This is a genomic window from Terasakiella pusilla DSM 6293 (assembly GCF_000688235.1).
Taxonomy (GTDB): Bacteria; Pseudomonadota; Alphaproteobacteria; order Rhodospirillales; family Terasakiellaceae; genus Terasakiella; species Terasakiella pusilla.
Window position 1 is genome coordinate 188,584 of sequence record NZ_JHYO01000003.1, and the last position, 20,721, is coordinate 209,304.

Sequence of the window (20,721 nt, forward strand, 5' to 3'; positions counted from 1 at the left end):
TATCCGCTAGTTTCTTTTTCGGTAGATCTGTTGCTTTAAAGTTATGTGGCAACATTAACGAGATTACATTGTAAAAACGACACTTTTAATTTGAATAAAATTTTATTGAACGCGCAATTATTGCGCTGTGTCTTCGTCTTCGATGACTTCGGTTGTTTCTTCAGCTGTGGAAAATGCTGTCTCATCAAAGGCCGGGGTTTCGTCTGGCGCGTTGAGGGCTGCGGGAATAGGCCCGAGTGTGATGGCAACTTCTTTGGCGCGCAGCAGGTTTTTCTCAGTAATTTGGGCAAGTTTTACGGCTTTGCGGGCCTGATAGACATCAAAGGCGGCCTGAAAGGCTTTGACGGCGGCTTCAGCCGTTTCAGGTTTGCGGGTTTTTTGACAGAGCATAAAAAGGGCCGAGCCAAGGTTGTTTTGCGTTGCAGCCCACAGCATCGGCGCATGCATTTTGCTGCGCACTGACAGGGCTTCGCGACAGGCTTCCGCAGAACGGGCGATCATATCCAAATCACCGTGCTGACTACCCAGCAGTTGAAGGGCGCGGGCCAGATGATGTTTGGCATCTCCCCAGCGTTTGGGGGCGGTAGAGGCGGAATAGACTTGCAACGCACTTTGATAGGCCGCGATGGATTCGCGCAGGGCCATATCGTTTCCGTTGATTTGATCTTTTTTGAACAGCAATTGACCGATCATCATTTGCAGTTCCGCCCATTCTTGGGGAAAGCTATCGCGGGTGAAGCTTTCGCTGGCTTCACGCAACGATTCAATGGCGGCTTCCAGCAGATTGCTTTCGCCGCCCAGTTCAAACCACGCGCTTTGTGTATAGCCCAGATGGCGTTTGATCAGTCCTTCCAGCAGTGTTGATTTTGTTCGGCGCAGGGACCGTAAGGCTTTGGTGTAGGTTTCTTCGGCTTCTTTTAGCGGCTGGGGCATCTTTTTGAACAGGCCGCAGGTGGCAAGCAAATTGGCAAAACCGACTTCAAGGCGAATTTGTTCATCCTGATCGAGTTCGCGCATACGTTTTTTGAGCGCAGGGCGTGCCGCATCAAGGGCAGGACCAAGCAAGCCGACAAAGCAATCACGCTGGTTCTGGTTCATGGGGATAAGTGCGCCCGTGGCACAGCCATAGACGTATCCGGCGACGACGTCATCAAGCTCGCTGGGGATGTCCACGCTATCACAAGGCTGGATATAACCGGCCCGGATGCTGCGCAAGGGAAGGCTTTGGGTCATACGCAGGTGAATGGTTTCGCCGCGGGCGCGCACTTGTCCCCAAAGAAGCAGGTCGCCTTCTTCTTCCTTTAGGGTGGCTTGTGCGGTGGTACGGACCTGTCCCCATACCATCGGGGTGTCGGAAAAGTCGGCAAAAGCAAAGGTGCTGTTGGTTCGGCGCACATTGATCAGGCTGCCGCCAAGTTTCTCCGCCATGGCTTTTAGAGTGTCAAAAAGGGCGAGTGTGGCGGTTTGATCCGGGTCATCAAACAGGTCTGCAACCAATATCTCGAAGGTGGCTTCTCGGCCTTTTTGGGGACTGAACAGGCGGGAAAAAAAGCCTTTCTTTTTAGGTGGTGTCCCGGTCGCGCCTTGTTTGGCGGGTGGTTTGGGTGTTGCGGCGCCGGAAGACGAAATGCCGGCATTGGCGAGCATCTCATCGGCAAGACGCAGGCGCTCTACCAGTTTGGTCATGACTTTTGAGGAGAGATCCGGGTCATTCTGGATGCCGCTCATCAGGGATTGTGGCGAAATTTCTTTCAGCGCGCAGTTGCCGATGGCGCGGCAGGTCGCACTGCGCGCGCTGCCATCAATGATGCCCATTTCACCAAACAGTTCACCGACTTTTAATTTGGCAAGCACGACGGCGCCATGTTGGCTATTTTTTGTCAGCTCAACAGCGCCTTTCATAATGACATAGGCAGATCCACTGGGATCACCTTCTTTGAAGACAATCTCACCGTCCTTGTATTTACGAATTGTCCCGCCATCGGACATATGGAATATTCCCTTGTTTAGCTTGCGAGGCAGTATAGCCCGTTATGATTAAGAGAAGCTTATCATGCGGGTGGCTTGATTTTGTCCAGTTTTTCTTCCAGGCAGCGGTAAACATCTTCAAAGAGACGGGTCCAATCACCGGGGCGCGGTTGGCGAAACAGGCGCATGGTCGGATACCAGGGGCTATCGTTGCGTTGATGCATCCATCGCCAGTCTGGTGCAAAGGGCAGCAGAACCCAAACAGGTTTACCCATGGCACCGGCAAGGTGGGCAACGGATGTGTCAACGGTGATGACGAGGTCCATCTGGTGCAACAGGCTGGCGGTTTGATCGAAATTTTGCATTTTTGCACCTGCATCGACAATTAAACAGGCACCTCCCGTTTGCCGGAGGTCTTGGCTGCGCGGCCCTTTCTGGACGCTGAATAAGGTCACGTCCGGATAGCCGCATAAGGGGAGAAATTTCTCCAGATCGGCGCTGCGTCGGCGATCGTTTTGATGAGTTGGGCTGCCGCCCCACGCGATGGCGATGTTTAATCCACCAGCCGGGGCCGGACGGATATTAAAGGTGTTGGTATTGCTTGGGCTTAAGTAGGGGATGTGGCAGGGAAGTGTCGTTTCTTCAATACCCAGCAGATGGGGTAAGCTCATAAGGGGGATCCAGTAATCACAGGTCGGGATCGGGGTGCCAGACGGGATGATCTCGTCAATTGCATTGGTGCCTTGAAACAGGGCGATCAGTTCGGGCTGACATTCCAGAGTTTGTATCCCGCCGAAGCGTTCCTTCACCAGAGGAAGGAAGCGGATAAACTGGATCGCATCCCCAAAACCTTGTTCGCGGTGAATAAACAGCCGCTTGTCTTTGAGGGATTCTCCGTTCCATCGCGGGAAAGGGAAATGGCGTGCGGGGCTTTTTTTCAGCTCCCAACGGGCATCATAGTCGGCAAAACCGCTTTTTAGATCTCCAGATAGTAAAGAGGTGATGGCCCGGTCCCATCGACAATCTTTATAGGTCGGATTCTGGCTTAAAATCTGGTCAAAGAGGGCGAGCGCCTCTTTATATTGTCCGGCATCGCGCAAGGCCAATGCCTTGTTATACTGATAAAGTAAATCCTCTGGCGCAAGGGTGACGGCCTGTGTGTGGGCGGCCAGGGCATCTTCAATCCTATCAAGGTCATTGAGGACATTGCCCATGTTGGAATAGGTGCCCGCATGATCTTTTCTTAAGGAGAGGGCGCGTTTGTAACAGCTAAGCGCGGCTTCAAAATGGCCGCACTTACGCAGGGCGACCGCCATATTGTTATAGGTGTCTGCGTGGTGGGGATTATAGGCAATGGATTTCCCGTAAAGGCTCAATGCTTTTTCAAAATCGCATTGTTTGTGGGACTTCACGGCTTTGATGAAGAAAGAATGGGCTTTTTCGGCAGGGCTGAGGTCTGCGAAGTCTAGTGTGCCAGTTTTTTCATTCATCTGCTGTATCATTCTAAGTGTATTTCCTGAAGGGAGTATTCCGAAAATTGCAAGAAAATGAAAGGAAATAAACCTTGTCTTAGGTGGTTTTAGTCTTCAGTCTGCTTTCTATGAAAAGAAAACGGTTTTTATGCTTTACGTTGTTGATCGTGATGTGTGGGGTGGCTTTGCCTCTTCAGGCGAAAACGCTGCGTGTTGCGGTGGGGTCATCCATTCCGCCTTATGTGATCGAAAGCGAGAACCGGGGGATTGAATTTGATATTTTAAAAGAGGCATTGGCGTCGCAGGGCTATCACATGTATCCGGTGTATGTGCCGTTGAGCCGAACCTTGCATTTGTTGGAATATGCGCAGGTGGACGGGATCATGTCGACGGGACGCCCGGATTTGGCAGGCTGTTATACCGATAGCCATATCACATACTGGAATGTCGCCATTACCTTGAAAAAGCGCAATCTTGATGTGAAAGACATCTCTGATCTGGCGGGGCGGCGCCTTGTCTCATTTCAAAATGCCAAGGATTATCTTGGGGCCGAATTTCGGGAACTGGCAGATCAAAACCCGAAATATCATGAAATGGCTGATCAACGCGCGCAACTGAAACAGTTGTTTACGGGACGCGCTGACGTGGTCGTGGCGGACCGATATATTTTTGAATGGTACCGCAAGGACCCGAGTGTTGCGTTGCAGGTGAATGTGGAGCAGGAGGTCACCTATCATAAGATATTTTCCCCCGGCAACTTCAAGGCCGTTTTTAGAGACGATGTGGTGTGTGAAGCCTTTAATCACGGCTTGAAGCTGCTCAAGGAGAAGGGCCGATATGACGAGATTATCCAGTCTTACGGTGTGAATAATCCCGCCTTTTAAAATTGACGCTTCTTCTTATTGGGACAAGCATCCGTTGATGGTCGTCGCCAATGCCCGCATCATGGTTTCATAGTGATCCGGTCCGGCAGGAATGTCGGCACCCAAGGGGTCAAGTTCTGCCGTTTTAACGGATGTACCTTCAATAATGGTCTGGACCATTTTGGCTTTGAACTGTGGTTCAGAGAAAACGCAGACGACGTTCTTTTCCGCTAAAGAATGTTGAATTTCTTTGATGCGTTTGGCGCCGGGCGTTTGGTTCGGGGAGACAGATACTGTCCCGGCGACGTTCAGTTTATACTGTTCTTGCAGATGCCCGTAGGCGTCATGAAAAACGAAAAAAGGCTTATCTTTGATTGGAGTTAGTAATTTTTCTAATTCCTTACCCAAGGATTCCAGGCGTTCTTCCAGTTCGTGGGCATTTTTCTTGTAGGTCTCTGCATGATCTGGATCGGCTTCGACTAGCGCGTGCTCGATCTTCTCTACCATCTCTATGGCATGCTCAGTATTGAGCCAGATATGCGGGTCTTTATCATGATGATGGTGGTGGTCATCGTCATCGTTATGAGCGTGCTCGTCATGTGTGTGGGTATCATTTGCAGGCTCATGTTTATGATCATCGTGTTTTTCATCCGCATGTGTGTCTTCATGCTTATGGTCGTGTTCATGATCATGATCTTTGTCATCATCATGTTTTTCATGAGTGTCAGCGTGATCGATGAGCGCATCCATCGTGACAGATTTAGCGTTCGGGTTCAGGGACGCGAGGCTTTTGGGCAGGAAGGATTCAAGGTCCGGTGAAATCCAGAAGATAATGTCTGCATTTTGAACTTTGCTCGCATCTGAAGGTTTCAGCGAAAAGCTGTGCGGGGATTGGACGCCTTCGATCAGCAAGGTTGGTGTTGCCACATCCTTCATCACGGCACTTGTTAAAGAGTGTAGGGGCGCAATACTGACGACAACATCAGGCGCAGCAAAGGCAGGGGCAGCCCCTAAACCAACCAGAAGAGAGGTGCCAAGAAGGGCTTTTTTAATCATCGCAAACTCATGAAATGTTATAATGTAACGAATTGTGTTATGTTATTACATATGCTATGTCTGTCATCAAGTCTTAAATTCATGAATTAACTGTGCAGAAGTAATGGAAGCATCTCCGCTTATTTCCCTGAAAGGGGCTGGCGTTCGCAAGGGGGAGCGCTGGTTGATCCGTGACGTGGATCTGAGCGTTAACCCCGGTGAAATTGTGAGCCTGATCGGCCCCAACGGGTCGGGCAAAAGCACGACTCTCAAGGCAGCGATCGGCCTGATCGACCTGCAAGAAGGGTGCGCTCATAAACAGCCGCGCTTGCGCATTGGCTATGTCCCGCAAAAGTTGACTATTGATGCGACCTTCCCGTTGACGGTGGATCGTTTGATGCGGATGGCCGGTGACCATGGCGCGGACGAGATCGCGGATATGCTGACAAAAGTGGGCATGAAAGATCACGCCGGTAGTCCGGTTCATGGCTTGTCCGGCGGGGAGTTTCAGCGTGTGCTGTTGGCGCGGGCCATGATCTCCAAGCCTGACCTGCTGGTGTTGGATGAACCGGCCCAAGGTGTGGATTATGCGGGGGAAGCGGCGCTTTATCAGCTGATCGGCCAATTTCGCGATGAAACCGGTTGTGGCATTTTGCTGATCTCCCACGATTTGCATGTGGTCATGGCGCAGACCGATCGGGTTTTGTGCCTCAATGGTCATGTCTGTTGTACGGGCAGCCCGCAATCGGTTGCCAATAGCCCGAAATACCGCGAACTTTTTGGCGCACAGGCGGCAGCTTCTTTTGCGCTGTACCAACATAATCACGATCATACCCACTTGGTGGATGGCCGTGTGCTGCATGAAGATGGCACCATCACGGATCATTGCCATCATGAAGATGGCCATCATCACGAACATCACGATGATGAGTCAGCGACAGGGGGAAATCATGCTGGATGATTTTTTTGTCCGCGCGATGTTGGCCGGAATCGGGATTGCCTTGTGCGTGGGGCCGTTGGGTTGTTTTGTGGTCTGGCGCCGCATGGCCTATTACGGCGACACGATGGCCCATAGTGCGCTGTTGGGGGTCGCGCTGTCGTTTCTGTTTGATCTGTCTTTAAGTTTTGGTGTGTTTATCGTTGCGCTGCTGGTGTCTTTTATTCTGGTGGCGTTACAACGGCGTAAGTCTTTGCCGACCGATTCGTTGTTGGGGATTTTGTCGCATTCTTCCCTCGCTATCGGTCTTGTGCTGGTCGCTTTTATGAGCTGGGTGCGCATTGATCTGGAAGCCTATTTGTTTGGCGATATCTTGGCTGTGAGCAAGCTGGATCTGGTGATCGTATACTTGGGCGCGATTGTCATTTTGGCGGTCTTGTCTGTGGTCTGGCGTTCTTTGCTGGTGGCAACCATTAGCGAGGATCTCGCCCTTGTGGAAGGGTTTAGACCGGAACGCAGCAAACTGGTGTTTATTGTGCTGATGGCAGGGGTTGTGGCGATTGCGATCAAGATTGTCGGGGTGCTGTTGATCACGGCATTGTTGATTATTCCTGCAGCCAGTGCCCGCCGATTTGCCACAACGCCGGAAAAGATGGCGGTGCTGTCCAGTGCGATCGGTGTTGTTGCGGTGGTTGCCGGGTTAATGGGATCGCTGGAATTTGATACACCGTCGGGGCCGTCCATTGTGGTTGCGGCGATGTTGTTGTTTGGATTAAGTTTGCTGGCCCGAAATAAAGGGGGGGAAGCATGAAGGTCAAATTAACAAAAAACCAGCAATTGGTGCTGGATGCGCTAACACGGGCAGAGACGCCGCAGACGGCGTATAATTTGCTGGATGAGTTGCGTGAGGAGGGCTTGCGCGCCCCGCCGCAGATTTATCGCGCCCTTGATAAATTGCTGGAACTGGAATTGGTGCATCGACTGGAAAGTCTCAATGCGTTTGTGATCTGTGCCCATGACCATCATGATCAGGGCTTTAGTGCTTTCTCTATTTGTGAGGCATGCGGCAAAGTCAGCGAGTTTAGCCCGCAAGAGGTCGCAGGTTTGCTGCAAGGCTGGGCGGCGAAAAACAACTTTGTCGCCAAATCGACCACGATTGAGCTGCGCGGTCACTGTATCCGCTGCGACTAGATTATTTCCGCCCCATAATTTCTTCACTCTTTTGGCGGAACAGGTCTGCGAGTTCTCGGTATTGGGTGTCGAGTCGGCTGTCGTTGCGCCAGATCAGGGCAATGTCACGGGTGGGGGTTTCTTCCCCCATAGGTTTGATCAGCAGGTCTTCGCGTTCGCGAATTTCCGAAAGGATGTAGAGGGAAGGGAAAAACGAGATACCCGCCCCCATCCCGACCATCAGGCGCAAAGCGTCCAGACTGGTACCGGCATAATCGTAAAGCAGTTCTGCATCATACATACTACAGAGTTCCTTCACCTGATTGTGCAAGTGGTGTCCTGCTTGCATGGCGAGAATTTTTTCCCCCTTCAAGTCGCGGCCTTCCAAAACGGGTTTTCCGGCAAGCGGGTGGTCGCTGGCCATGACGATTTGAAGCTGTTCTTTAAACACCCGTTCGGTAATCAGTTGTGGGGCGACAAGCGGTAGGGGGCTGAGGGCAACATCAAGCTTGCCCTCATTGACCTGCATCTGGATATCGTTGGGCGCGCCTTCGCTGACAAACAGTTTAAGCTGCGGGAATTTGCCGTGCAGGGTCGGGACGATATGGGGCAGAATATAAGGGCCAAGGGTGGGCGGCACGCCTAGACGCAGGCGACCACTTAAGGGGTTGTCGATCTGCTTGGCAAACTTTTCCAGTTCTTCCACATCGGACAGGATTTTGCGCGCGCGGGCGATGATTTCTTGCCCTGCTGGGGTGGGGGAGACGCCTTTGCGCGATCGATCAAACAGTCGGGTGTTTAAGCGATGTTCCAGTGTGGAGAGTTGGGCGCTTAAGGTGGGCTGGGCCACATGTACCCGATCTGCGGCACGTCCAAAGTGACGTTCATCATCAACCGCAACGAGATATTCTAACTGGCGTAAAGTCGTCATAAGTAAGGTCCATAAGTTCGATAGTCTGAAACTATCATTTTTTATGATTTGTTTCTATTATATTTATATAAATCGTCACTATATAATGAGGATCGATTGCAAAACAACTCGTGGACATAGTATATGACGCACACAGATGGAGCCCCACAGGGCTTTTTTAACAAAGATACGGCTGGCGGTATCGTCTTGATTGTTGCCGCTTTTCTGGCATTGATTATCAATAATAGCCCTTTATCATCGTGGTACACAGCTTTGCTGGACGCGCCCGTTATTGTCAAAGCGGGACCACTTGAAATTAACAAACCCCTTTTGCTGTGGGTGAATGATGGCTTGATGGCGATCTTCTTCTTTCTGGTTGGTCTGGAGATCAAACGAGAAGTCGTCAAAGGGGAGCTTTCCAGCATTGACCGGGCGGCTTTGCCGTTGATTGCGGCTGTTGGTGGTATGATGATCCCGGCGCTTGTATTTGTCGGTGTCAACCTGTCAAATCCGGCTAATCTGGATGGTTGGGCGATCCCGGCGGCGACTGATATTGCCTTTGCCTTGGGTATTTTGGCCCTGTTGGGGCCGCGCGTACCGATTGCGCTGAAAGTCTTTTTGCTGGGGATTGCCATTATCGATGACTTGGGTGCGATTATCGCGATTGCCCTGTTCTATACGGACAACCTGTCGACGACCTCTTTGATGTTTGGTTTGGGTGGTTTTGGTGTCCTTGTAGCGCTCAACCGTTTGGGTGTGCGCGCCATTACGCCTTATGTGCTGATCGGTCTGGTGGTCTGGGTTGGGGTCTTAAAGTCAGGTGTCCATGCGACCTTGGCAGGCGTAATGATTGCCCTGACGGTCCCGCTGGAAGAAAAAGACGGTCATTCCCCTCTTGAGTCGGTGGAACATGGCCTGCACCCGTGGGTGGCCTTTATGATTATCCCGATCTTTGCTTTCTTTAACTCCGGTGTGTCCTTTGCGGGTATGTCGTTTGCAAGCTTGCTGGACCCGCTGCCATTGGGGATCGCGGCCGGCCTGTTTATCGGTAAACAAGTGGGCGTGTTTAGTTTCTCCTTCCTGTCGGTGAAGCTGGGCTTATGTCGTCTACCGCGCGGTGTGGGCTGGAAGCAGGTCTATGGCGTTGCCTGTCTGACAGGGATTGGTTTTACCATGAGTTTGTTCATCGGGACGCTGGCCTTTGATACGGCTGAACAGTTAAACGCGGTGCGCTTGGGCGTGATTATGGGGTCGGTCCTGTCCACGATCCTTGGTGTTGTCGTGTTGAAACGGGCCATCGCACAAATGGATACGAATATCTCTGACGTTCCTTCTCGCGCGTAAGAGGTGTGCGGCGTGAACCGCCGTTGCAATCTTGGGCGGTTCACACCACGGGCAACATCTGCTTTTACCGGTCATCCCCGACGTGCGCCTCCCAGCGCTGGTAAAACAGATGTTGCCTTTTTCTTTTAAAAGAGAGGATGAGGGCTGGCGCTGGCTTCGATGAGTAAGGAAACCCCCAGACCTGTGATGATCACCCCGCCCAAAAGCGCCGCAAGCAGAGACAGGTTCTGGATCATCGCTCCGCCTTGGCGTTCAGCAAGGTAAAGAGCGCTTTTTCTAAAATAGACGGCAAGGGTGGCAAGGGCACTGACCGTTAGGGCAGTCCCGAACGAGATGGCAAAGACCGATGCAATCCCAGCCCAGCTTAAACCGATAATTTCTGCAAAGATCAGCACAAGGACGGAGCCACTGCACGGGCGGATTCCTACCGAAAAAATGATGGCGATGGTGTCGCGCAGGCTGGTGTTTTTAGCCAGCATGTCAGCGCTGGGGGCATGGGAATGTCCGCAGGTGCTACAGGTATGATCATCATGGGTGTGATCGTGGCTGTGATCATGGTCATGTGAATGGTCATGATGATGATCGTGGTCGTGCGATGGTGCAGTTTTATTTTTGCGATAAAGGGCTAGGCTCGCGCGCTTGATCAGCACCAATCCGATGACCGCGATCAGGCCAAAGCTGACCATTTCCAACAGGGGAACGGTGTCCTTTGCGTCACTGCGCGACAGACCGACCAGTCCCACCAGCCCTTGCACAAGGACGACAGCGCTTAAGCCTTGCACGAACGCTGAGGCAAAGGACAGGAAAATGCCGCGTTTAAGCTGGCTTTCCTGACTCAACAGGTAAGTGCTGATAATGGCTTTGCCGTGGCCCGGTCCGGCGGCATGGAACACCCCATAAAGGAAGCTGATGGTGACCATCCCCCAGACGGCTTGGATGCCGCCGTCTTGCAGGGCGCGGATGGCGCCCGCCAGTTCGCGGTGGAACTGTTGTTGCTGCACGCGGATATAATGGACGGTTTGTGTCCAATAACTTGCCTCACTGGCAAGGGCATCAACGGGGAACAGCCAGATCGCGCAGATCAGCAGTAAAATCAGGGGCATGAGAGAACAACTCTTTCAGCAAAAGAAATGCCGATCCCGTCACCCGCGGTTTCATCTTGATCAAGGGCCGCGGCCATCAGGCTGAGTTCTTCCGGCGGTTCCGGGCTTGTCAGGCTATAGCCACAGCCATTGACGTTGCCGACCATCTGGATCGGATCGCCTTTTGCCGCATGAAGGATTTCTACATAATAGGTGGGATCATATACGGCGTAATCGATTTTTTGGGTGCGTGGATCAATGGGGGTTTCAAGTTCCACCGTAAACTCCATCCACAGACGGTTGTTGTCCACAAAGGTCTTGAACTTGGTGACTTCTTTGTGGGGTAAGGTCTTGCCGTCAGCGTGGATAAAGGTGAAATAGGAATATTCGGACAGGTTTTTGAGGTTCTGTTTTGCCAGTGCATCCAACGAGGATTGGTCGTAGCCGCCCATGCTGTTGCGCGGTGTTTCTTCCAACGTAAAGGCGGAATAGAAATCATCAAACAGCCAGCCAACCCATAAGCCGGTGATCTGTCCATCTTCATTAAACAGAAGGGTGGTTTCCAGATCAATCCAGCTATGGGGGTGGGCATGGGCTTTCGGGCTTGCGCTAAAGATAAGGGTGCAAAACGCAAAGGCTAGAAACAGTTTTTTCATCAGCTCGAAATCGCCTGTCAGGGTTAATCCACAGTCTTGAGAAGTTCAACACTCTGAGTATTGAGCCATGTATTGAAGTAAGTTTCAATAGAACGTTTCGGGATGCCGCGGGTGATAAAGACCAAAATTGTCTCGCGTTTGCCATCGGGCCAGCTTTCCAGAACCGCAGGCTCATGAAAGACGTGTTGAACGCCGTGGATAACATAGGGACGTTCCGGCTGTTCGGCAAGATGCACAATCCCTTTGATACGCAACAGGTTTTTCCCCTGATTGCCGAGCAACATTTGCATGGCAAGCACAAAGGCCTGTTGGGAAATCGCGTCTTCAAACTGGATGGTAAAGGTGTGGATGTCGCCCGCGTGACTGTCATGATCATGATGATCGTGATGGTGGTCATGATCATGGTGGTGATCAATGTCATCGCCCAGCCATTTGGCAAGATCAGCGCGGCTGGCGTGTGTATCGAGTTCCTGATACTGGAACAGGGCGGGCAAGTCGTGACGGTTGGCAGGCTTTTGAATCACAGGGGCGGTGCTGTTGATCTGTTTGATCTTCTGCTTCAAATCATGCAGGGCCGCGGGATCAAGGTCCATGTCGGTTTTGGTAATGACGATTTTGTCCGCCAAGGCCAGTTGCTTGACATATTCGTCATGATTTTCAAGGGTATGTTCCCCATTCAACGCATCAATGGTGACCAAGGTGCCGTTCAGCTTCACCTGTGTCATCAATTGCGGATGGGTGGTCAGGGTATGGAGAACGGGCGCGGGGTCGGCAAGGCCCGTGGTTTCGATAATCACATGATCAAAGGGCTTGATGTCGCCATTTTCGCGTTTTTCCAACAGAGAAAGCAAGGTGTTGGTGATGTCGCCCCGGATGGTGCAGCATAAACAGCCCGTCGTCATTTCAACGATCTGTTCTTCACTATGGACAACCAGAAAGTCATCAAGGCCAACATCGCCAAACTCGTTGACGATGATGGCCGTGTTGGCGAATTCTTCTGTTTGAAGAATATCAGAAAGCAAGGTGGATTTGCCGCTCCCGAGAAAGCCGGTCAGCAATGAAATGGGAATGTGTTGTGTCATATCTACTCCTTGCTGTAACTGTTATAATATAACACTCCCGATTTCAAGTGCCCATTTTAAATGATGGTTACTCCTGCACCGCGACTTTGGGGGTCTTCACCTGCGCAAGAATGGAGAAGAAGATCCCAACCGCGATGACAACAGCCCCCAACCATGTGGCAATGGGGTAGGTTTCCCCAATAAAGGTGGTTGCTGCGATCAAGCTGACGGCTGCTGCCACATATCCAATCTGCGATAACAGAACCGGCCCGCCTTTTTGTTGCAGTCTAAACAGGACGGGGAAGGTCATGCCCGCAAAGAGAAGCTGCATAAAGGTGACTTCGGGGATCGCGTATAAAGGTTCGATCGGGAGAGTGCCGACTTGAACCAGCAAGATAACGACGAAAATCAGGACACTGACGATGTGCGAGCCAAGCGCTAGCATGTCTGGTGTCGCGCCTTTGGGCCAGTCAAGGGTGCGATAGATATTCCCGCTGCCAATACTGAGCGGCACGATCAATCCGGCTAAAATCCACATGAGGGCAGGTGCATCGGGTGCTGTGCCGCGGGTCAGGGCGACGACGACTGCGCCGACAAACCCCAGACAGACGCCAAAGACACCGATACGACCGGGTGTTTTCATCTGAAACAGGATGGCAAAAAACAGAGTGAAAACGGGGGATAACGCGTACATTAACCCCATGTAGCCCGACCCCACATAGCCCATCAAACCAAAGATCAGCAGGTTGGGCAGTGCAAAGGAAATCACGCCGGAGACGGTTGCAAAACGGACCATATGCCAGGTCGGCTTTTGTAATTTACGTTGCACCAACAGGATGGGGAATAAAAACAGCACGCCCCCAAGGGAAACAAGCAGTGCCCACAGCAGGGGCGATACCTGATGATCGCTGGCAATTTTACCAAGGGGAAGGTTGAGCCCCAGCAGAAAGCCGGTGGTCAGCAGCAGGTTGATGGGGCTATCCAGCAGCTTATTCATGGCTGAAACTTCCTTCAAAGGCGATTTGGTCAAAGGCAAGGCGCGGGCTTGGTGTTTCGCGTTCTTGCAGGGCTTCAGGGAGTTTTTCCGGTGTGGTGCGCTTGCCGACAAGGATGGCGATTTCCACCTTGAAACGTTCCGGTACGTTGAAACGTTCCTTTACTTTGTCGTGATATAGCCCAGCAACCGCATGGGCGCTATAGCCTAACAGATGGGCTTGCAGACCTAATTGCGCCCAGGCACTGCCCGCATCAAAGCTGTGATAGCCGGACGGGCGGGTATCGTCTGAATCGGGGACGTTGACCAATGTGTCCGAGAGCAGGAAGATGGCTGCCGAAGCGTCTTTCCCCCAAGAGGCGTTAAACGGATCAAGCAGCGCGATGGTGGCGTCCCAGTTGGGGTCGGTGCGTTCCACATAAATAAATCGCCAGGGCTGGATGTTATAGGCTGACGGTGCCCAACGTGCGGCTTCGATCATGGACATGAGATCTTCCTTTGCCATGGGAGCGCCATCATAGGCACGGGTGGACCAACGGTTAAGGAAAAGGGGATCAATGGGATTGTCGGTTTTGCGGTTATTGGTCACTTGCATCGTCTTGTCCTTTACATCGGGGGGAAGGCAAAGTAGGTTGGGTGTGTAATTTGACGTAAGGTAATTTGATATCGAACTATTTGATGTAAAGCTATATAGACGGGGCAAAAATGAGTCAAGCTAAAAACGCAAAAAATACCGACGAGATTGTGGCGCAATGGAAGATAGAGCGTCCGGATATTGATGCCAGCCCCATGGCTGTTTGCGGGGATATCTGGCGGGCATCTGACCGGATCAAGCAGGCGGTTGCTGACAATGCCAAGAAATTTGATCTGGATTATCCGCAGTTTGACGTGATTATGACGTTGCGTCGTCAGGGCAAGGGGAAGACCCTTTCGCCGTCTTTATTGGCAAAAGAAATGATGTTGTCCACCTCGGCGATGACCAACCGTTTGGACCGTCTGGAAAAACGCGGCTTGATTGAACGGATCGTGGACCCCAATGACCGCCGGGGCCTGAGGATTGCGTTAACCGATGCCGGATTCGATCTGGTCGATACCCTTGTGGTGTCCCATGTGGAAACCGAGGAAAGAATGATCGAAAACTTAACCCCTGAGGACCGTGCCGAGCTTAGACGCTTATTGGCAAAACTGTCTTAAATCCATTGGTTTACATCTCAATATCAAGGGCATCGATCAGGCGATCGCGATCTTTCAAGGCAGCTTTTGTTTGTTCCGGGTTAGCGCCCGCACAGCCGTTGATCAGACACTCTGCCGCCAGAATAAAGGTGGAGAGGGAATTGGACATGAAGCTGGTTTGATGGGGCACAAACAAGGCTGTTTTTGAATATTTAACCAGCGGGGAGCCGGGGCTGTCGGTGATGGCTACAACGGTTGCACCATTTTCGGCCGCAACTTTGGTGGTGGTGACAACCTGTTGAGAATAGGGCGCGCAACTGGCTGCGATCAGTACCCCTTCCGGCCCAAGGGCGGCAACCCCTTCAGCAAGACCAAGGGCGTTACTGTCCAGCAAAGAGACATCCGACCGGATCATCCGCAGGCCATAGACCAAAAAGCTGGCAAGGGCGTGCAGTTGTCGAATGGCAAAAACGCTGATGCGCGGTGCGCTGGAGATAAGCTCCACCGCCAGATCAAAGGCTTTGGGGTCGAAATCATTTAAAAAACGATTCGTATTTGCCATGCTTTCGCGGCACAACTGTTCGGCTTTGCTGTGGTTGGACGCTTCGGTGGTGTCCAAGGCTGTGCGTGCCTGATTGGAATAAAACGCCGTGTTGGGCGAAACGGCGGAACTCAGCAAAACTTTGCGAAATTCCACAAAGTTTTCGTAACCCAAGGAGCGCGCCAATCGGGTGATGGTCGATGCGTTGACCCCAATGTGGTTTGCAAGCGCCGTGATCGACAACATGGCGGGGTCACCTTTTAAATTCAGAATTTGTTCCAAGGCATCATACGCCTTGCTTCCGAGATTTATATCAGATTGACCCCGCGTGATTCGAACCATCAAAGCTCGCAAGTCAGCTATTGTCTCAGCCGGTTTTTCCGTTTTGGCTGTGACGGGTATAGACAGGGGTTGTGCTTTGTTGGTCATAGATCATCCAATCGATTCCATCCGGGCCCAACGTAAAGATCACACTCGCCAGCGTGTTTTCGTTATCCGGATCATCTGGGGTATCGCGATAGATTGGCAAGCCGGTGGCGTGTTTATCCTGCAAGATGGACAAAGCCTCAAAGCACCCGTTTGCAAGCAAGGCGTCCCCTCTGGTTTGCCGATCGCCAGAAGAGTCTGTTATCCGCTGGGCAATGTCAAGGTGCAAGGCATGGTTGGCATGGAGACCCGGCGTTTGCAGGTCATGGCAATGATACTGCCCCGCCCCAAATTCAACGGATTTGAAAGCCCCTGTTATTTGATCCAGCAGACTGAAATGAAAGCCTGCGCTGTTGCAATTGTTTTGGATCAGATCAAGCACATCTTGCAAGGTGCTTTGTTGCAGGACGGCCCGTGAAATCACCATGCGCGGCAGGTCAGCTTCGACGCCCAGAAGACGCAGATTGTTGACGGTCATTGCCAGCCTGTTTTGCGTCAGGGCAAAGGTATGTCCGGGGATGGAACCGGGATAGCAAAACGCCCAGAACTCGTTTTGTCCCACGGGCGCGACCTCGGCAATAAAGCAGCTTTCCTTTAAGAAGGGGTAGCCGTCTTCGTTATGACCAAGGACGGGAGTGTCACCGGGTACTTGCACGCTGGTACAGCCGTCTGGTGCGAGAGCAAAGAGATCGCCACGACAGTTCCACGCAAAGACATCATTGATCGGCAGGTCCAGGCCCGCGGCTAACCCCTCCAGTTCCGCCCAGATGGTGGGAAACTGGTCTTGGGTGTTTTTGGTCAGGCGTTCAACGTGTTTCTGGTGACGTTTATCCGTTATAAACGCCCAGTCGGAGGAGGGGACGAGTAAGGTATGAACAGCGTCTTTGCCTTTTTTGCCAAGGGCTTGTCCCACTTCAAAGGGTGTGCCTTGGATTGACAGCCAGTCAATCCGGCCTTCTTTTTTATTCAACATGCTGCAAAAAGTCCTTCAAACGTTCATTCGGTGGGTTGTCGATGACCTCGCGCGGGTGTCCATCAACCGTGATTTTACCGTGTTCCATAAAGATCAGGCGGGTGCCGACCTGTTTGGCAAAATTCATTTCGTGGGTGACAACCACCATGGTCATGCCTTCGGTTGCGAGCTGGCGCATAACGTTCAGCACTTCCTGCTTTAATTCAGGGTCAAGGGCGGAGGTGGGTTCGTCAAACAGCATGACCTTGGGTTTGATGGCAAGCGAACGTGCAATGGCGACCCGTTGTTGTTGACCGCCGGACAGTTCGGACGGGAGATGGTTTTCCTTATCTGCCAGACCGACTTTTGCCAGCAGTTCGCGTGCGGTCTCTTCCGCCTCTGCCTTGGGGGCACCACGGACTTTGCGCGGGCCGAAAGCGACGTTTTGTAAGGCTGTCAGTTGCGGAAACAGGTTGAACTGTTGAAACACCATGCCCGCTTCTTGTCGGATCATGCGCAGGTCTTTGGCCGGACCAAGCACGCTGAGATCATCTACAATCAGATCGCCGCCGGTGATTTCTTCCAGACCGTTGATACAGCGCAGCAGGGTGGATTTACCGGACCCAGACGGGCCGATCAGCACGACGACTTCGCCGGTGTTGATGGTCAGGTCAACGCCATCCAGTACCTTGAGGGGACCGAAGGATTTGGACGTATTTTTAAATTCGATGATCTTCATAGTAATCTCATGCGTTTTTCGGTGAAGCGCAGAATAAAGGTCAGCACGCCTGTCAGGATCAGATAGATCACGGCAACGGCAGTCCAAATTTCAACGGCACGGAAGTTGGAGGCCATAATTTCCTGTCCGGTACGGGTCAATTCACCCACGCCGATGACGATAAACAGGGAGGTATCTTTCAGGCTGACGATAAACTGGTTGCCAAGCGGCGGGATCATGCGCCGAAAGGCCAGTGGGCCGACGATATAGATCAGGACTTTCCAGTGGGGCAGGCCCATGGCGAGTCCGGCTTCGGTTAGACCTTTGTTAATGGACAAAAGCGCGCCGCGCACAATCTCGGCAATATAGGCACCGGCGTTGATCACGATGGCAAGGATGGCAGCGTTCAGAGGGTCGACGCGAATATTGGCAAGGATCGGCAGGGCGAAATATAAAAACATTACCTGCACGACAATGGGGGTGCCGCGCACAACTTCGATATAAATAAAGGCAATGGCATTGAGGATTTTACCGCCATAGGCGCGCATGACACCAGCAACGGCACCGACAATCAGACCACCGATAAGCCCGGCAAGCGTAATATAAATTGTCGATTTGGTACCTTCGATAAGATCGGGAAGGAATTTGATAATGACGGACCAATCGGTTTCCATAAACTTATCCAGTAAGAGAAAAATCGAAAAAAAGGCCGGACAAATATGCCCGGCCTGTTGAGGCAGGGGAGATTATTTAGAAGGCGTGGTGCCGAACCATTTTTTGTAGATCGCATCGTAGCGACCATCTTTTTTCATGTTCGCAAGGGCCGTGTTGACCGGTGCAACCCACTTGCTGCCTTTGGGGAAGCCAATACCGTATTCATGCGCCATCTGCTGCTTGCCAACCGCTTTCACCTGACCATTGCCAGCCGTTGCGATGTAATATTGCACGTTGGGTGTGTCATGCATCGCGGCATCCACACGACCGGAGCGCAGTTCCAGATAAGCATTGTCGATGTTGGGGAATTTGCGCAGTTCGGTTTCTTTTAGGTTTTCTTCCGCAAAATCTGAGGTGGAAGTGCCTGTTTTAACAGCCATCGATTTGCCCTTAAGGTCTTCCAGACCCTTGATATCGCTGTCTGCGGCAACCATCAGCAACAGACCGCTGTTATAATAGCCGTCGGAAAAATCGATGACTTCCTGACGGGACGGCTTGATGGTGATCCCGGCGAGGGCGGCATCGACTTGGTTGGTCTGAAGGGCGGGGATAATACCTGCAAAATCCATCGGTTGCAGTTTGTAGGAAACGTTCAGTTCCTTTGCAATGGCGTCCCACATGTCGATGTCGAACCCGGTATATTTGCCGTCTTTCTTAAATTCAAACGGGACGAAAGCGGTGTCTGTGGCGACGATCAGCTCTTCAGCTTGGGCTGTATGGGTGCAGAGGGCAAATACAGCTGCGGCTGCAAATTTAAAGAATTTTTTCATCAAGGCCTCCAGGGTAAGCAATAAGGTTTGCAAAAATTTGTTCGTTGACTTTTCATCATGCAAAAATATTTGCACAGTTTAGTGATATTTACAATTATTTTTGCAAATTTGTCACAGTGGATTGTTTTTAATGAATTTTTATTGATGCTGAAGGGTAGGCTGAGGCCTGAAAAAGGGCGTGAATGGTTGCCAAACACGCCCCTTTTTTTACGATATGCAGGTGTTATCCGCGCACGATTCGTGTCCAGACCAACGTTTGCCAAGCGCTTGATCCATAGGCATCGATCAGGTCATGACCGACCGCTTTCCAATAGGGCGCACATTGTTCGGACAGGTTGATGGCTTTGATGAAATTTTCCGCGACGACCATATACTGCTTTTGGTAGGGCAGAAGATACATGTCGGGGTTTTGGCTCAGGTAGTCGCGGGCTTCGCTATAATGCGCAAACCAGTTGTTGAGAAATCCACTACAGCTTGGGGAATGCCAGAAACTCCCCTGATCCTCATCGCGACCCGCTTCCCCGCCAAGCACGGTTTTAGCATGACGCCAATCTGTAAAGCCTTGTTGTTTGGCGATGACATTGAGGCAGGTCTTGCGTTGCAGGCCGTCTGGGGTCATGCGATATTTAGCAAGCAGCGCGCAAGCGGCATCCTCGCCCTCTAAGGCTTTGTTCTGCAATTTCTTTGCGCGGATTTTCAGTTCTTCGATTGATCTGTTCATGATCAAAAATACTCCTAAGACAATCGACACACCCGCTTGGTCAACTTAAAAGCAAATTTGATATGAATCTCTTCTTATAAGATCAGATTAAGGGTGACACCGTCTTTTGCGGGAAGGCAGCCCTCACTGCCTGCCTTTAGCCCTACCATTGCTGTTTACAGAATGCAAGATGGTAATTTGGTTTGGCAAAATCCGATTTTGTCTTACAGTCAGGGGCTGAAATTAAAAAAATGATAGAAGGTGCTCTATGAAAGTCGCAATTATCACATTGCAGGAATTTAACGAGCTGGACAGCTTCATCGCGTCTGCTCTGTTAAACCGTGTCCGTGTGGAAGGCTGGCAGGTCCAGTTGTGTTGTCCCGACCCGCAGGTTACGTCCATGAATGGGGTTAAGATCGAAGCCCAGCAACCGATTGAATATGCCAATGAGGCAGATATCGTTCTGTTTGGCAGTGGTATGAAGACCGCAGACTATGCCGCGGATGAGGCCTTTTTGGCGCGACTGAACCTTGATCCGGCACGCCAGATTATCGGGTCACAATGTTCAGGCGCGTTGTTTTTGCACAAACTTGGTTTGCTGAAAACCACCTTGTCCACAGATACGATGACCGCGCCGAAACTGGCGGCAAAAGGGGCAGAGATTAGTGACAAAGCCTTGTATGTTGAAGGCAATGTGGCGTCTGCGGGGGGGTGTCTGTCTTCCTACTATCTGGCGGCATGGGCCATTACCAAAGCAGTGGGTTGGGAGGCGGCGGCCGATATCGTCCATTACATCGCCCCGATCGGGGAAAAGGACCATTATGTTGCGCTGACAAAACAGGCGCTGGAGCTTTAGATCGTAAAAAAACAGGCCCACCGTTGAAAGGCGGGCCTCAGATCTCTGACAAACCCCGTCAATTTTGGCGGGGTTTGTTATTTTCTATAAGGTTGTGTTTTTTGTTCTGTTGGACATTTCTTTAAGCAGGTTGCTCCACTGCTTCATTTTCAGGCATATGTGGGCGTTCCAGTGGGTAAATATCGCCATAAAAACCTGAGACGGGCTAAGATGAGGGCGATTTTCTTGATGTTTTGGGCGGTGGCTGCCATCAAGCATTGCTCTTTCACTTTAGTCAGGCCTCTCAGACGGGCATAGCGGTGCCCATGTAGTTGTTTGGCATCAGCAAAACTGCGTTCCACAGTTTCCTTGCGCCGTTTGTAAATCGCTTTTCCCCAAG

General features: G+C 51.6%; 23 protein-coding genes. 7 read left to right on the top strand and 16 right to left on the bottom strand.

From position 1 onward, the window contains the following. Window positions 1-117: 117 nt before the first annotated feature. Entirely contained in the window at window positions 118-1,989 is a 1,872-nt protein-coding gene (locus tag Q397_RS0103280; protein ID WP_028878192.1) for a cyclic nucleotide-binding domain-containing protein, read from the bottom strand. A 62-nt stretch (window positions 1,990-2,051) separates the two neighbouring features. Next, the gene (locus Q397_RS20875; protein WP_051609664.1) at window positions 2,052-3,458 is read right to left on the bottom strand and encodes a tetratricopeptide repeat protein; all 1,407 of its coding nucleotides are present in this window, start codon (window positions 3,456-3,458) and stop codon (window positions 2,052-2,054) included. Between the two features lie 161 nt (window positions 3,459-3,619). Here Q397_RS20875 and Q397_RS0103290 point away from each other — a divergent pair, with 161 nt between their 5' ends. Then, window positions 3,620-4,324 carry a substrate-binding periplasmic protein gene (locus tag Q397_RS0103290; protein ID WP_169737963.1) on the top strand — a complete coding sequence of 235 codons (705 nt, stop codon included), beginning with the start codon at window positions 3,620-3,622 and terminating at the stop codon, window positions 4,322-4,324. Window positions 4,325-4,339: 15 nt separating this feature from the next. Here Q397_RS0103290 and Q397_RS0103295 read toward each other — a convergent pair whose 3' ends face one another. Then, window positions 4,340-5,359, bottom strand: coding sequence for a zinc ABC transporter substrate-binding protein (locus Q397_RS0103295; RefSeq protein WP_028878194.1), 1,020 nt, complete (start codon window positions 5,357-5,359; stop codon window positions 4,340-4,342). A 103-nt stretch (window positions 5,360-5,462) separates the two neighbouring features. Between Q397_RS0103295 and Q397_RS20880 the strand changes: the two genes are divergently transcribed. From Q397_RS20880 to Q397_RS0103310, 3 genes are read left to right on the top strand one after another with little or no spacing between them, the layout of a single operon-like run. Next, window positions 5,463-6,299 (top strand): ATP-binding cassette domain-containing protein, encoded by an 837-nt coding sequence (locus Q397_RS20880; RefSeq protein WP_038012781.1) that lies wholly within the window; start codon window positions 5,463-5,465, stop codon window positions 6,297-6,299. Next, window positions 6,199-7,086: a metal ABC transporter permease gene (locus Q397_RS0103305; RefSeq protein ID WP_338056267.1), complete on the top strand. Its 888-nt coding sequence runs from the start codon at window positions 6,199-6,201 to the stop codon at window positions 7,084-7,086. The genes Q397_RS20880 and Q397_RS0103305 overlap by 101 nt, the downstream gene beginning before the upstream one ends. Next, on the top strand, window positions 7,083-7,466 hold the full coding sequence (locus Q397_RS0103310; RefSeq protein ID WP_028878196.1) for a Fur family transcriptional regulator: 384 nt from the start codon (window positions 7,083-7,085) through the stop codon (window positions 7,464-7,466). Before Q397_RS0103305 ends, Q397_RS0103310 begins: the two co-directional genes overlap by 4 nt. Window position 7,467: 1 nt before the next feature. On the opposite strand, the gene Q397_RS0103315 is transcribed toward Q397_RS0103310, so the two are convergent. Then, window positions 7,468-8,376 carry a LysR substrate-binding domain-containing protein gene (locus tag Q397_RS0103315; protein WP_038012782.1) on the bottom strand — a complete coding sequence of 303 codons (909 nt, stop codon included), beginning with the start codon at window positions 8,374-8,376 and terminating at the stop codon, window positions 7,468-7,470. A gap of 123 nt (window positions 8,377-8,499) precedes the next feature. Between Q397_RS0103315 and nhaA the strand changes: the two genes are divergently transcribed. Then, window positions 8,500-9,699 (top strand): Na+/H+ antiporter NhaA, encoded by a 1,200-nt coding sequence (gene nhaA, locus Q397_RS20885; protein ID WP_038012783.1) that lies wholly within the window; start codon window positions 8,500-8,502, stop codon window positions 9,697-9,699. A 125-nt stretch (window positions 9,700-9,824) separates the two neighbouring features. Here the strand turns inward: nhaA and Q397_RS20890 are convergent, their stop codons facing one another. The 5 genes from Q397_RS20890 to Q397_RS0103345 all read right to left on the bottom strand — a co-directional run bounded on the left by Q397_RS20890 (window position 9,825) and on the right by Q397_RS0103345 (window position 14,087). Further along, on the bottom strand, window positions 9,825-10,802 hold the full coding sequence (locus Q397_RS20890; RefSeq protein WP_038012784.1) for a nickel/cobalt transporter: 978 nt from the start codon (window positions 10,800-10,802) through the stop codon (window positions 9,825-9,827). Further along, window positions 10,793-11,437 carry a DUF1007 family protein gene (locus tag Q397_RS0103330; protein ID WP_028878198.1) on the bottom strand — a complete coding sequence of 215 codons (645 nt, stop codon included), beginning with the start codon at window positions 11,435-11,437 and terminating at the stop codon, window positions 10,793-10,795. Before Q397_RS0103330 ends, Q397_RS20890 begins: the two co-directional genes overlap by 10 nt. A gap of 23 nt (window positions 11,438-11,460) precedes the next feature. Next, complete coding sequence (locus Q397_RS0103335) at window positions 11,461-12,519, bottom strand: CobW family GTP-binding protein (RefSeq protein WP_028878199.1); 1,059 nt, start codon at window positions 12,517-12,519, stop codon at window positions 11,461-11,463. A gap of 67 nt (window positions 12,520-12,586) precedes the next feature. After that, window positions 12,587-13,495 carry a DMT family transporter gene (locus tag Q397_RS0103340; RefSeq protein WP_028878200.1) on the bottom strand — a complete coding sequence of 303 codons (909 nt, stop codon included), beginning with the start codon at window positions 13,493-13,495 and terminating at the stop codon, window positions 12,587-12,589. Then, on the bottom strand, window positions 13,488-14,087 hold the full coding sequence (locus Q397_RS0103345; RefSeq protein WP_028878201.1) for a nitroreductase family protein: 600 nt from the start codon (window positions 14,085-14,087) through the stop codon (window positions 13,488-13,490). The genes Q397_RS0103340 and Q397_RS0103345 overlap by 8 nt, the downstream gene beginning before the upstream one ends. Window positions 14,088-14,197: 110 nt before the next feature. On the opposite strand from Q397_RS0103345, the gene Q397_RS0103350 reads away from it, so the two are divergent. Next, window positions 14,198-14,686 carry a MarR family winged helix-turn-helix transcriptional regulator gene (locus Q397_RS0103350; RefSeq protein ID WP_028878202.1) on the top strand — a complete coding sequence of 163 codons (489 nt, stop codon included), beginning with the start codon at window positions 14,198-14,200 and terminating at the stop codon, window positions 14,684-14,686. Window positions 14,687-14,696: 10 nt separating this feature from the next. Here Q397_RS0103350 and Q397_RS0103355 read toward each other — a convergent pair whose 3' ends face one another. From Q397_RS0103355 to Q397_RS20895, 6 genes are all read right to left on the bottom strand, one after another. Continuing rightward, window positions 14,697-15,488 (bottom strand): MurR/RpiR family transcriptional regulator, encoded by a 792-nt coding sequence (locus Q397_RS0103355; RefSeq protein ID WP_169737964.1) that lies wholly within the window; start codon window positions 15,486-15,488, stop codon window positions 14,697-14,699. Window positions 15,489-15,573: 85 nt separating this feature from the next. Next, window positions 15,574-16,605, bottom strand: coding sequence for a C45 family autoproteolytic acyltransferase/hydrolase (locus Q397_RS0103360; protein WP_028878204.1), 1,032 nt, complete (start codon window positions 16,603-16,605; stop codon window positions 15,574-15,576). Next, the gene (gene glnQ / locus Q397_RS0103365; RefSeq protein WP_028878205.1) at window positions 16,595-17,323 is read right to left on the bottom strand and encodes a glutamine ABC transporter ATP-binding protein GlnQ; all 729 of its coding nucleotides are present in this window, start codon (window positions 17,321-17,323) and stop codon (window positions 16,595-16,597) included. Before glnQ ends, Q397_RS0103360 begins: the two co-directional genes overlap by 11 nt. Continuing rightward, window positions 17,320-17,976 (bottom strand): glutamine ABC transporter permease GlnP, encoded by a 657-nt coding sequence (glnP, locus tag Q397_RS0103370; protein ID WP_028878206.1) that lies wholly within the window; start codon window positions 17,974-17,976, stop codon window positions 17,320-17,322. The genes glnQ and glnP overlap by 4 nt, the downstream gene beginning before the upstream one ends. A gap of 72 nt (window positions 17,977-18,048) precedes the next feature. Further along, window positions 18,049-18,786 carry a glutamine ABC transporter substrate-binding protein GlnH gene (gene glnH, locus Q397_RS0103375; RefSeq protein ID WP_028878207.1) on the bottom strand — a complete coding sequence of 246 codons (738 nt, stop codon included), beginning with the start codon at window positions 18,784-18,786 and terminating at the stop codon, window positions 18,049-18,051. A gap of 223 nt (window positions 18,787-19,009) precedes the next feature. After that, complete coding sequence (locus tag Q397_RS20895; protein ID WP_051609666.1) at window positions 19,010-19,507, bottom strand: hypothetical protein; 498 nt, start codon at window positions 19,505-19,507, stop codon at window positions 19,010-19,012. A gap of 247 nt (window positions 19,508-19,754) precedes the next feature. On the opposite strand from Q397_RS20895, the gene Q397_RS0103385 reads away from it, so the two are divergent. Then, window positions 19,755-20,342, top strand: a complete 588-nt coding sequence (locus Q397_RS0103385) for a DJ-1/PfpI family protein (protein ID WP_028878208.1) — start codon at window positions 19,755-19,757, stop codon at window positions 20,340-20,342. Window positions 20,343-20,491: 149 nt separating this feature from the next. On the opposite strand, the gene Q397_RS0103390 is transcribed toward Q397_RS0103385, so the two are convergent. Beyond that, window positions 20,492-20,721, bottom strand: a 230-nt coding sequence (locus tag Q397_RS0103390) for a transposase (protein ID WP_028878209.1), incomplete at its 5' end; no start/stop codon positions are given.

Coding starts and splice junctions, on each gene's coding strand:
- Q397_RS0103315 (WP_038012782.1), bottom strand. CDS start 8,376: ATGACGACTTTACGCCAGTTAGAATATCTCGTTGCGGTTGATGATGAA.
- Q397_RS20875 (WP_051609664.1), bottom strand. CDS start 3,458: ATGAATGAAAAAACTGGCACACTAGACTTCGCAGACCTCAGCCCTGCC.
- Q397_RS20890 (WP_038012784.1), bottom strand. CDS start 10,802: ATGCCCCTGATTTTACTGCTGATCTGCGCGATCTGGCTGTTCCCCGTT.
- Q397_RS0103295 (WP_028878194.1), bottom strand. CDS start 5,359: ATGATTAAAAAAGCCCTTCTTGGCACCTCTCTTCTGGTTGGTTTAGGG.
- Q397_RS0103340 (WP_028878200.1), bottom strand. CDS start 13,495: ATGAATAAGCTGCTGGATAGCCCCATCAACCTGCTGCTGACCACCGGC.
- Q397_RS0103305 (WP_338056267.1), top strand. CDS start 6,199: ATGAAGATGGCACCATCACGGATCATTGCCATCATGAAGATGGCCATC.
- Q397_RS0103335 (WP_028878199.1), bottom strand. CDS start 12,519: ATGACACAACACATTCCCATTTCATTGCTGACCGGCTTTCTCGGGAGC.
- glnH (WP_028878207.1), bottom strand. CDS start 18,786: ATGAAAAAATTCTTTAAATTTGCAGCCGCAGCTGTATTTGCCCTCTGC.
- Q397_RS20895 (WP_051609666.1), bottom strand. CDS start 19,507: ATGAACAGATCAATCGAAGAACTGAAAATCCGCGCAAAGAAATTGCAG.
- Q397_RS0103350 (WP_028878202.1), top strand. CDS start 14,198: ATGAGTCAAGCTAAAAACGCAAAAAATACCGACGAGATTGTGGCGCAA.
- glnQ (WP_028878205.1), bottom strand. CDS start 17,323: ATGAAGATCATCGAATTTAAAAATACGTCCAAATCCTTCGGTCCCCTC.
- Q397_RS0103310 (WP_028878196.1), top strand. CDS start 7,083: ATGAAGGTCAAATTAACAAAAAACCAGCAATTGGTGCTGGATGCGCTA.
- Q397_RS20880 (WP_038012781.1), top strand. CDS start 5,463: ATGGAAGCATCTCCGCTTATTTCCCTGAAAGGGGCTGGCGTTCGCAAG.
- Q397_RS0103280 (WP_028878192.1), bottom strand. CDS start 1,989: ATGTCCGATGGCGGGACAATTCGTAAATACAAGGACGGTGAGATTGTC.
- glnP (WP_028878206.1), bottom strand. CDS start 17,976: ATGGAAACCGATTGGTCCGTCATTATCAAATTCCTTCCCGATCTTATC.
- Q397_RS0103385 (WP_028878208.1), top strand. CDS start 19,755: ATGAAAGTCGCAATTATCACATTGCAGGAATTTAACGAGCTGGACAGC.
- nhaA (WP_038012783.1), top strand. CDS start 8,500: ATGACGCACACAGATGGAGCCCCACAGGGCTTTTTTAACAAAGATACG.
- Q397_RS0103360 (WP_028878204.1), bottom strand. CDS start 16,605: ATGTTGAATAAAAAAGAAGGCCGGATTGACTGGCTGTCAATCCAAGGC.
- Q397_RS0103330 (WP_028878198.1), bottom strand. CDS start 11,437: ATGAAAAAACTGTTTCTAGCCTTTGCGTTTTGCACCCTTATCTTTAGC.
- Q397_RS0103345 (WP_028878201.1), bottom strand. CDS start 14,087: ATGCAAGTGACCAATAACCGCAAAACCGACAATCCCATTGATCCCCTT.